This is a genomic window from Alistipes sp. CAG:29 (genome assembly GCF_000435435.1).
In the GTDB taxonomy this organism is placed as follows: Bacteria; Bacteroidota; Bacteroidia; order Bacteroidales; family Rikenellaceae; genus Alistipes; species Alistipes onderdonkii.
In genome coordinates this window covers 40,678-43,323 of record NZ_FR893452.1, presented here as the reverse complement: position 1 = coordinate 43,323, position 2,646 = coordinate 40,678, and the positions used below count along the sequence as shown (strand labels likewise).

Annotated in this window: 3 protein-coding genes; 2 read left to right on the top strand and 1 reads right to left on the bottom strand. The window is 56.7% G+C overall.

Translation table 11 applies throughout. The annotated features are described in order from the left end of the window. Both QVP03_RS05665 and QVP03_RS05660 read left to right on the top strand, forming a co-directional pair. Nucleotides 1–217 (top strand): hypothetical protein (locus QVP03_RS05665; RefSeq protein ID WP_288210664.1); only part of this gene is annotated, 217 nt, incomplete at its 5' end. 537 nt (nt 218–754) lie between these two features. Then, nucleotides 755–1,783 carry a hypothetical protein gene (locus QVP03_RS05660; RefSeq protein WP_256166511.1) on the top strand — a complete coding sequence of 343 codons (1,029 nt, stop codon included), beginning with the start codon at nt 755–757 and terminating at the stop codon, nt 1,781–1,783. A gap of 239 nt (nt 1,784–2,022) precedes the next feature. Here QVP03_RS05660 and QVP03_RS05655 read toward each other — a convergent pair whose 3' ends face one another. After that, nucleotides 2,023–2,610 carry a hypothetical protein gene (locus QVP03_RS05655; RefSeq protein WP_022332583.1) on the bottom strand — a complete coding sequence of 196 codons (588 nt, stop codon included), beginning with the start codon at nt 2,608–2,610 and terminating at the stop codon, nt 2,023–2,025. Nucleotides 2,611–2,646 lie beyond the last annotated feature (36 nt).

Here is a 2,646-nt window from a genome sequence, read left to right as displayed (position 1 = left end):
GGAAAAAATGATCGGCGGTGACGCTGATGTACGCCATAAATCGGAAAATAGAGAGATAAAAATTCTATTTGCTTTTTTATCAGATATTCACTATATTTGTATAGAGTTGTTTGACAGGATGAACCTCGATGTAAGTTTATTCAAGACTTGCGTTTCTAAATCATTACCTCATAAAAAACAACGCCGTAACTTATTAGGTTACAGCATTGTTTTGTAAATCCTCGGAAACTCTAATAGAGGCTCCGGTTTTTGTTTTGCCGCGAAGCGGTCGAAGCGGCATTCTCCGGCGCCGCGGGCGGTTGGCCGGGAGGGGTTCCGTCCGGGGCGGCGGGTACTTCGTTGGCCGCAGGGCTATTCCTGTCCGCACATTTGCGGTTCGGCATCTATCATATGCCGGCCGAGCCGATCTGTGCCCCGGCGAATTGCCCGGGCTTGTAGTGTCGGCTGCGTCTTTGTCGCTCATGCGCCCGGGAGCCATGAGCCGGGTGTGTGGCAGTCCGAAATGCCGTCGATGCGATAGGCCATTGCCATGACCGGCAGGCCGAATGCGAAAATTACAGCCTCAGGTCCTGCCGGTGCGGCAGGCGGCCCTTGAAAATGAAATTGGGCTGTATTGAGTGCGTTTTTGGCTGATTTGTTTGGTATTTGAGGCGGGAATATCTAACTTTGTCCGAGCAAAATAATCGGTTCCCAGGAGTGGGGAAGAGGTGCAACGGGAGATGCGGAACCATTTTATTAATCTAACACACCCACAATGAAGAAAATTACCATCTTAATGCTGGCCTTCCTGGCCGTCTCCTGCATCGAGAAGAACGATGTCCGTCCCGGCAGCCCCTTGGATGTGGACATCGACCATTACCAGACGGCCCGCACGTACGATGTCCCCGTGAAAGAAGGTTGCATCACCGTAGTGAAGGCATACGGGGTGACGCTGGCCGAGGCCGAAAGCCCCATGACGATCTGGGTGCCGCGGATGACCCTGACCCGTTCGGACGAGGGGCTGACGACGACGTTCGTCCCGCGCGATGAGTACCCCAATTTCGCAGGCAACAAATCGCAGTTGTTCCAGGTAGTATGTTTCGAGGACTCCAGGCGCGGGGATTACGATTACAACGACCTGGTCATCCATGTGTTGTACCAGACCCGGCAGAATATCTTCGGGTTCGGCGTACAGCCCGTGGCGTTGGGGTCGACGAAATCCATCAAACTGGGATGTGTCGTTTACAAGGGCGGCAAGCGTGTCTTCAAGGGGTTGATCACCCCCGACGGTGCCGATTGCAGGTCGCAGTATTTCAAGTCGATGGAAGGGACGCTCAACACCTACGACAAGGTCAATATCAAGGTCGGGGAGTACCTGGGGTCGACGATCCGCAACTGGGACGTGTCGAAGATCGAAGGGAACGGCCCGATGCGCGTTGAGTGGTATATCGAGGTGGATAACGGCGTGGAACTCTATGCCTTGTCGACTGCCTACCTGAACGATTCGTTCGACAAGGACAAATTGCCCTACGGGCTGGTGATCACCGCCACGGGGACGGAGTATGTCGACGAGAACGGCGGCTACCTCTGCGGGTTCGACTGGTTCAACTATCCGCGCGAATCGGTGCATATCAAGGAGGTTTATCCCGAGCTGTGGAACTGGCTGACTACGGACAGCAGCTATGATTTTGCCGATATTTACGATGGCAGAAATGTCCCTGCGAATGCTTGCCCTGCCGCCGACCTGGGGCTGTTCGAAGCCCGGACGATCGACGTCACCAACAGGAAATACCGGGCTGACTGAGCCCGTGCCGATAGCGGCCGAGGCGGGTTGCGGTGCCGTCGCCGATTGAAAAAAGCAACCCTGCGGGGTTGCTTTTTTTATGTGCGGGCTTGTTGTCATGCGCTGCGTGCCCCGGGGATGCCGGATTGTGCGATGCACGGCGTTGAATGCCCGATACCGGCGGCGTGTGCTGCGCCATTGCCGCCCCTGTTCCCTGCTCCCGGTTCCGATCTTTTGGCAGGACAGGGCCGCATTTTTTGTCAGGGCATCCACTCCAGGATCCCCGTCACGGGGTTGGCGGCGCGCCAGGCTTCGAATTCCGCATAGGTACCCACGCCATCGCGCAGTACAGCCTGGTAGTATTCGATACCCATGATCTTCTCCGCCTCGGGGGTTTCGTATTTGAGCCGGAGGATCGTTTCGCGCGTCCGGTCGGTCAGCACGGCGGCGATGCGGTCGGCTACCCGTTCGAAATAGCCGTCGTAGGCCGAACCTTTCGGCATGTGGATCATGTCGATCTGCCATAACCGGTCGTCGGCATCGGCATACCAGGCATGCCATTCGAGGCACTGGTCGGGGGCGTCGAGCAGGTTGTTGAAGGTGATGCTGCGGATGCGGCTGTTTTCGGCCAGGCGTGCCATGGCGGCGAAGCTGTCCGCAAGGCGCAGCGGTGAGGAGTAGATGTGGAAGTCGATGTCGCGGTGCGTCATCAGCAATCCCGTACGGAGCGACCCGACCAGGTTGGGTTCGGCGCCGACCTGTTGCCAGATCGCTTCGAGGTCGGTGTCGCGGATGACTTCGCGGGCGCGCTGCTGGTTCGCGGCGGCGATCTTCAGTAATTCGTCCATGATGTGTAAAGTTGCGGTTATTGTGGGGTTAAAAGA

Bases quoted from the DNA above. Each gene is read 5' to 3' on its own strand.
- QVP03_RS05660 (WP_256166511.1), top strand. From the start codon at position 755: ATGAAGAAAATTACCATCTTAATGCTGGCCTTCCTGGCCGTCTCCTGC.
- QVP03_RS05655 (WP_022332583.1), bottom strand. From the start codon at position 2,610: ATGGACGAATTACTGAAGATCGCCGCCGCGAACCAGCAGCGCGCCCGC.